This is a genomic window from uncultured Gemella sp. (assembly GCF_963519265.1).
Classification (GTDB): Bacteria; Bacillota; Bacilli; order Staphylococcales; family Gemellaceae; genus Gemella.
Map to the genome: position 1 here is coordinate 1 of NZ_CAUQNQ010000057.1, position 7,750 is coordinate 7,750.

At 30.2% G+C, this 7,750-nt stretch carries 8 protein-coding genes; 6 read left to right on the top strand and 2 right to left on the bottom strand.

What is annotated here, in order from left to right; all coding sequences use genetic code 11:
* Window positions 1–346: 346 nt before the first annotated feature.
* From RWN11_RS06105 to RWN11_RS06120, 4 genes are all read left to right on the top strand, one after another.
* Window positions 347–1,204 carry a MetQ/NlpA family ABC transporter substrate-binding protein gene (locus RWN11_RS06105; RefSeq protein WP_314160879.1) on the top strand — a complete coding sequence of 286 codons (858 nt, stop codon included), beginning with the start codon at window positions 347–349 and terminating at the stop codon, window positions 1,202–1,204.
* A gap of 684 nt (window positions 1,205–1,888) precedes the next feature.
* On the top strand, window positions 1,889–2,113 hold the full coding sequence (relB, locus tag RWN11_RS06110; RefSeq protein WP_314160880.1) for a type II toxin-antitoxin system RelB family antitoxin: 225 nt from the start codon (window positions 1,889–1,891) through the stop codon (window positions 2,111–2,113).
* Window positions 2,113–2,376, top strand: coding sequence for a type II toxin-antitoxin system RelE/ParE family toxin (locus RWN11_RS06115; RefSeq protein ID WP_314160881.1), 264 nt, complete (start codon window positions 2,113–2,115; stop codon window positions 2,374–2,376). The genes relB and RWN11_RS06115 overlap by 1 nt, the downstream gene beginning before the upstream one ends.
* A gap of 375 nt (window positions 2,377–2,751) precedes the next feature.
* Window positions 2,752–3,687, top strand: coding sequence for an Rpn family recombination-promoting nuclease/putative transposase (locus tag RWN11_RS06120; protein ID WP_314160882.1), 936 nt, complete (start codon window positions 2,752–2,754; stop codon window positions 3,685–3,687).
* Between the two features lie 384 nt (window positions 3,688–4,071).
* On the opposite strand, the gene RWN11_RS06125 is transcribed toward RWN11_RS06120, so the two are convergent.
* The gene (locus tag RWN11_RS06125) at window positions 4,072–4,593 is read right to left on the bottom strand and encodes a sigma-70 family RNA polymerase sigma factor (RefSeq protein WP_314160883.1); all 522 of its coding nucleotides are present in this window, start codon (window positions 4,591–4,593) and stop codon (window positions 4,072–4,074) included.
* A gap of 342 nt (window positions 4,594–4,935) precedes the next feature.
* Window positions 4,936–5,373 (bottom strand): hypothetical protein, encoded by a 438-nt coding sequence (locus RWN11_RS06130; RefSeq protein WP_314160884.1) that lies wholly within the window; start codon window positions 5,371–5,373, stop codon window positions 4,936–4,938.
* 1,197 nt (window positions 5,374–6,570) lie between these two features.
* Here RWN11_RS06130 and RWN11_RS08275 point away from each other — a divergent pair.
* Together RWN11_RS08275 and RWN11_RS06140 are read left to right on the top strand one after the other, a co-directional pair.
* Window positions 6,571–6,741, top strand: a complete 171-nt coding sequence (locus RWN11_RS08275; protein ID WP_399536121.1) for a YSIRK-type signal peptide-containing protein — start codon at window positions 6,571–6,573, stop codon at window positions 6,739–6,741.
* Window positions 6,742–7,299: 558 nt separating this feature from the next.
* The coding region (locus RWN11_RS06140) for a hypothetical protein (protein WP_314160886.1) at window positions 7,300–7,750 on the top strand (451 nt) is incomplete at its 3' end.

Genomic DNA, 7,750 nt, shown 5'->3' on the forward strand with positions numbered 1-7,750 from the left:
AAAATTACCGATATTCAAATAAGTACTTTATAGGAACTTTTACAGAGAGTGTGAGCAGGTGAAAGCACACAATGCAGATGATAAAGGAAAATGGTTTGAATGGTAAAAAAAGTGAGTTTAAAACACAAGCTTTTTTCGTAGGCGTTACGTTACAAACGCACACTTTATCGGATATATTCTAGATACATAGACGATGCAGTGGTAAAGTTCGTAGTTTACGAAAAAGTAAGGTGGTACCGTGAAATTAGTTTCGCCCTTATTCTCTTAGGAGAGTAAGGGTGATTTTTTTTACATAAAATTCGCAAAACCCAAAATAAATAGTAAAAACAAAAGGAGAAAATTATAAATGAAAAAACTATTATTTTTAGTAACAAGTTTTATACTTGGAATCGTATTAATTGGATGCTCAAGTGCATCAAAAACTGAGAAAAAAGGTATTGATGTTGATAAACTAGATCCAAGCAAACCAGTAACAGTTAAAGTAGGAGCTACTAACGTACCTCACGCAGTATTATTAGAGCACGTTGCTCCACAACTTGAAAAAGAAGGAATCAAATTAGACATCGTTACATACCAAGACTACTATGTACCAAACAAAACGTTAAACGATAAAGAAATCGACATTAACTACTTCCAACACGTACCATTCTTAAAAAATGCTATTAAAGAAAATGGATACAAAATTGAAGATGCTGGTGCAATTCACTTAGAGCCAATCGGATTATACTCTAAAAAAGTTAAAAACGTTAAAGACCTTAAAGAAGGTGCTAAAGTATTAGTAAGTAACAACAAATCTGAATGGGGACGCGTAATTAAATTATTAGCTTCTGAAGGATTAGTAAAAGTTAAAGATGGTGTAGACCCAGTAACAGCTACTTTCGATGATATTGCTGAAAACCCTAAAAAATTACAATTCAGCTATGAAAATGATCCAGCTTTAATGGTTAAATTCTATCAAAATGGTGAAGGTGACCTAGTTTCAATCAACGCTAACTTCGCCGTTGATGCAGGATTAAACGCAGCAACTGAGCCAGTATTAGTAGAAAAAGCTACAGACGACAACCCATACGCAAACATCATCGTTGTTCGTGAAGGTGACAAAGACAAACTTGTTGTTAAAAAACTTGTTGCAGCTTTAAAATCTGAAGATACTCAAAAATTCATTAAAGAAAAATGGAATGGAGCAGTATTACCTGTTAAATAATTTCATTAAAAATTTTTAAAAAAGGCAGTTCGAAAGAGCTGTCTTTTTTAGGTTATATAATAAATTCGAGGAATGGAAAAATTCCATCACCGGATTTCAATTTTTATATACAAAAAGACAAATATCGAGACTGTTTAAACAATGGTTGCCAGTAGAATTTAATTAGTTTACAGTTACCTAAAGTAGAGCTAGTGAAACGTATTGAGTAAGTGTATTCACTAGCTTTTTTATTTCCGCTTTTACATTGTATATTTAAAATAACCCCTTGTGGATACATTCTTATTAATTCATCTGTATTCACTATTTATTTGCTATCTAGAACGTTTTAAGAGCAAGAAACAACATCTATTAAGGAAACAAAACAAGAAACGGTAAACACGTTAAAAATATGTTGTATCATTCAATCATATAATATTTACACATAATACAAGAAGCGGTATAGATTGAAGTAAAATAATTTTCCCTAATTATATTCTATTGGTTCTAATATGTATAAATTCACCGTTATTTCCAGCACTAACGGCTTTTAAGAGATAGAAATGTACAATTACACCAAAATAAAATTAGAATGCTTATACACCGTTTAAAAACTTAATACATTTTAGTATGAAATTACTTGAAATAATAATTTGTATATTATATAATTGTACTACAAACGTAATACAAGAGAGAGGGGCTTTTATTATGAGTACATTAACAATAAGATTAAACGAAGAAGAAAAAACTATTTTTCAAAATGTAGCAGGATTATACGGTGGGAAATTATCAACAACTATTAAACAATTAGCATTAGAAAAATTAGAAGATGAATACGATTTGCAATTAATGAAAGAATATGAAGAACGTAAAGAAAGAAATGAAGTAGACTACGTTTCTTTCGAAGATATGAAAGAAGTGTTTGAAATATAATGTATAAAGTTGTTTTTGATAGAAGAATAGAAAAAGATTTAAAGAAACTAGATAAACAAACTAAAAGAACATTATACAACTGGATAGATAAAAATTTAAATGGTTGTATTAACCCTAGAGTAAAAGGAAAAGCACTACTACACGATAAAAAAGGATTTTGGCGTTATCGTATCGGTGATTATAGGTTATTAACAGAAATAGAAGATGATAAACTAGTTATAGTGGCGGTTTATTATAAACACCGTAGGGAAATTTACAATTAATAAGTAAAATCTGAACAAATGTTATTTCATTAGTTTAGATTTTATTTTTTTATACGAGCTATTCGATTTAATTTAAAATATTAGAATGAAATCAAGTGGAGATTAAAAAAGTTCTAGTAATTAAGATTAAGTCGAATAGTCCTTTTTATTACCTTTAAATACGGTATTTAATTTATAAGTGCTCTAGTACCTTGATACACTTGACTTTTAAAAAATACTCTCTATAAAGGTTAGAATAAAAGGAAAAATCATATAAAAACTAATGTTATCATTAGAAAAAATAGCTTTCATGGAGTATAATTAAGGTAGAATTATCAGGGAGTTGTGAAAAATTAAATAAAGCATGAAAAAATAATAAATAGGGAGGTTTCCAACATGGAAAACATAAGACATAAAGACGCACGACCAATGATGGATTTAATGGCGAAAAAAATATTTAGCGATACAGAAATAACCGCGGAATTTATTCGTGATATTTTAGAATTACCGGTCAAAAGTGTGAAAATATTAGATGGAACGCAAATACATGTAACAACTAGTAAGATTTTACCAAATTTCACAACACAAGTAGATGTACTTGCGGAATTAAATGATAAAACACAAGTCGTCATAGAAATACAAGTAGCTATGCAGGTTGATTTTATAAAAAGATTGTGGTTATACATCTGTGAACAAGTATCGCAAAACTTAGATGAGTATAAAAAAGATGGAATAGACACACACTATTTATCTCGAGAATTAATTCCGGTCTACGCCGTAGCGATAACAGAAGAAAACTATTTCGAAGATGACAGAGCAATTCACAATTTTAGTCTAAGAGATAGTGAAACAAAAGAAGAATTGAAAGTCAGAGTAAAAGGAATAGAAGAGAAAAGAAATCTAGTGCAAATAGCATTTTTAGAATTGAAAAAATACAAACCAGAGATGAACGCAAGTTATAATAAAGTACGCTGGATGGAATTATTTGGGAACAAACCATTTACACATCAACCAGGGAACATAATAACGAAGGCAGATAGAATACTAGATGTAAAAGAGTGGAACAAGGAGGATAAAGCTATGTTTGATGAATACATAAGAGCTTGGGATGGTTGGAATGCGCATCTAGCGTATGTAAAAGAAGCGCAAGAGCAGGCGAAAGAACAAGGGATTGAACAAGGTATTGAGCGAGGAATTGGGTTAGGAATAGCACAAGAAAGAGAAAAAACAATAAATATGCTCGCAGGTTTAGTAAATAAAGGTGTGATAACAAAAGAATATGCGTGTGAAGAACTAGGGGTATCTGAGAAAGAATTCGAAAAATATCTATAGTTGAAGTAATTGTGATCTAGATTGCAAAAAAGTAACAAATAAATATTAATATTGACATCCAAATTCGCATTAAAAAGCTTTTTGGATGTCTAATATATTATGTGGGGGTGACTCGACAAAATAAATTTTTTGAAATTGTGATTTTCTACTAACTTCTAAAGTTTTGATTTAACAGCTTTTACATTTTCATCAATGAAATTTATTTTTTATTTTTAAGTCTTTTTCTGAGATAGAGAGAAGAAGATGCACATAGAATAGAGGAAAGATTTTATGCAATGCGCTCTGCATCATCGTGAAATTATATAGAGCAGATTTAATGAAAAGCCAGTCTTAAAGATGAATTTAAAGAAAAATAGTAGATGTCTACATAGAGCGAATAAAGTCTTAAATACTTAATAGAAACTGTTCACAAACTCCCTTAATATGTTTGTGTAATCTATACGCGCTAGCTAGTGATATGCCCAAAGAAATAGCAGTTTGCTTAATATTTAACGTCTTTATATATTCTTCGAAATAATTCCATTCAGCTGATTTTAATGTATTTTTTAGATAGCTAATAAGCTCAATATACAACAAATCATAATCATTGCTGATAACATCAGAATTATTGTCAAAAATATCCAAAGGAACGCTTTTGTGCCTATTTCTTCTGCGAATTTCGTCGATTAGTTTTCTTTTTATGGTAGTAAAAGCGAATCGATCAAAATCCTTAGGGCTTATTCCCCCGTCTTGAAGAATAAGGAAACTAACAAGAAGCCCCTCCATTCCAAAACTATAAAACTCACTATGAAGCTGTTGAGGGATATTTACCTTGTATAGCGCCCTCTTAATAAGGAACTTTTTAACTTCTAATAACTCGTAAAATCTTTGAGTGTCGTCTTCGTTTAATTCTGTAAAAGTCTTCATTATAATGGTCCTCCTATATCTTCCCTCTATGTAGAACATCTCCTAATAAGGACAAACTTTATTATTAAAAATGTAAAAAAATGGCTGATATAAAATATGGAAATCATTAAAATATTAATAATAAATTGAATTGGAAATTCTAGATTAAACATAGACTATAAATCCTTAAGAATTTTTATCAAAATAATCTTCGAAAATAAAAATTTTATAATAACAATAATTTACTAGTATATGAAAAAAATTAAAATTTATAGCTAGGCACCCACTCTTACAAAAGATAAAAAAACCCCCTCATTATTATAAGTGAAAAAAACAGTTTTTTGTCACAAAATCTTTAAAATTTTATCTAGTAATACTATCAAAAAAATCCTCTTCGTATTCTTTTAACAAAATAGCTAATTTTTTCAGCAATGCTTCTTTATGTCGTTTAACTTTTGTAGGGTGATTAAGATTATTTTGCATAGCTCCTCGAAGTGAAGAATTCTTAGCGTATAGCTTATATAAAAGTAGTTGATCATCTACAGATAGAGTAGCTAAAGCATCATATAATGCGGCATACAGCTCTTCTTTAATAACCGTTACAGTAGATGATGCGGAACAATCCTTGATTCGGCTCTCCCCAGTATTGTTTTCAGAAGAATAATTCTCATAATAAACTAAACCACATTCTTTAAATTTTCTAGTAACATAGTTTGTGCGATTTTGAATAGAATTTATCTGGGAATAAACCTCTTTACTAACAGGAACTTTTATATTGTCTTTTGTTTTTAAGTAATTCATAAGTATACTCATCCTATTGTATATCTGTAAGAGTGGGAGAGAGGGGGATATTGATTATACATACTTATATAAAAACTGTAAAGAGGACACTTAAAATAAGAAGTAAAAGTAATATATGTATATACAAAAAAATTACAAAATTAAAATGAAAATAAGAAAACAAACAAATTTCAAACTGAAAATAAATGGAGCTTAACGACAAATAAATTTTAAATAAAAAATAAGAGCTGGCTAATAATAAACTATGTCTGGAGACAAAATATTAAAGTTAGTTTAAAAAATAAAGAGTATGTGGGAGTGACTTAAAAATTGTGCTTTCGAAGAAACTAGATTTTGTCGAGTCCCCTCGCACGGTTTATTAGATATCAAAAAAGTATTTATAAAGCGAATTTAGATGTCAGCAAACCACTGTGTCTATGAATTTTTATATAAACCTTGTTAAAATTTAGGATTTTTGGCCCCCCTGATACATAACAGCATTTTAGGGTGCAGCTCTTATTAGGTGATAGTTGGGAATTGATATTTTTTGTTTGGAAGTGAGTTTTAGTGCAGTTATTAAAGTTGTTTGAAAGGTGTGACAATCGAATTTATTTTCACATGAGTATAATTTTTAAATGTTAGTTATGAATATTCAATTATTATTTTAGTTTTAGATAAAAAAATTCCTCGTTTGAAGGTTTGCAAGAAAAAAACTTTTTTTGAAAAAATGTGATATAAAAACACTTACACAACTGATGTTATAGCAAATTAGTAAACTAGAAAATCCTACTTAAAATATACTTAAAATGAAATTTTTTTATAATCTTAAAAATAAGAATAATTATATAAAAAAATCACGGTTTCCATAATGTTTTTTTTTTTTTTTGATATAGAAAAGCTTTGTTGATAAGGGTTTTGTGGAATCCCTTAATATTAAAGTAACTTAAAAGATCGTTATATTTTCCATTTTTTATTTTTTTGACACCTTTTTTTATGGGTTAAAACGTTGATAAATACAAGTTTTCAGTTGATTTAAGGTTTGTAGTGTATTATAATTATTATGTTTAGGATTGTTGAAAAGTATATACTAGGTATTTATGTATATATAGCCTAAATATCTAGATGTATTTATGTAACATCTAATACCAAAAAATAACCGAAAAATATAAAGGAGATTCAGATACACATATGAGATATGAATATAAAGACGGCGAAAAGATGACGCGTTTCTCAATAAGAAAATATCACTTTGGTGCTGCCAGTGTGGCTGTGGCATCACTTATTTTCTTTGGTGGTGGAATGTCGGCTAAGGCAGAAAATGTTCCTGTATCACATGATACCCAAAATAGTGGGAACGCCGCAAATGCCAGCGGGGATTCTGGAAAATAAGCAACAGCTAATAATAAGCCTATTACAGTTGACGTACCACAAGCTGCATTACCAACTGCAAAAGTAGATAAAGCAGATTTAAACAAACTAACGATTAATTTAGATGCATTAGTTAGAGCTACAGAAAAAGAGAAAATAAGCAGTATTTCTAAAGAACTTAATAAAGTTTTAGCTGACGCTAAAGAATTATTAGAAAAAGAAAACGCAACAGCAGAAGAAGTTAAGACGCAAGTAGAAGAATTAAAAAAAGCTACTGAAAAATTAAACGCAACTGTTGCTGAAGCTGACAAAAAAGCTGCTGAACAAAAGAAAGCAGAAGAAGCTAACCGATCAGGAACAGATCGCAGTGCGACGACAGAAACTTCGAATAGAGAAGCAAACGAAGGAAGTGCTACTCCTAAAAAACGTGGTAAAAAAGGAAGAACTACAGAAGTTCAGCCAGAAGCTAGCACAAGCGAAACTCCAAAAGTAGAAGCTGCGACTTCTAACAAAGAAACTGCACCAAAAGCATTACCAACGTACACAAACGGTGCGGACAATTATAAATTAGCAGAAGAAATGCACAATATCGTTACGTATCTTAGAAAAAATGGTGCAGATGCTGCTAAGGTAGCTGTAATCAAAGCTAACTACGATAAGTTAAACGAAAAACTAGGACTAACTGACGAAAATGGAGTATTGTCTGAAGAAGATTTCAATAAAGCATTAGCAGACCTTAAACAAGCTCGTGACTTTACTGAAGGCTTCTTAGCTAATAAAGATAATGGTGGTAAAACAGAACTACCTAAACCTGAAGCGATACTGAATCGTCAAAAACGTGCAAGTACAGCTCATTATAACGTTGCTAAAGAGTACTACTATGAAGATGGTACAAAAGGATCATCTCCATACGATAAATACACGTATTTATTCCACACATTTACAGAGAGCTTAGTAGCTAATAACGCTAATCACTCTCCTGTAAGAGATATTAAACGTTTAGTATACGAAGAGGTAACCGAAGTTGATG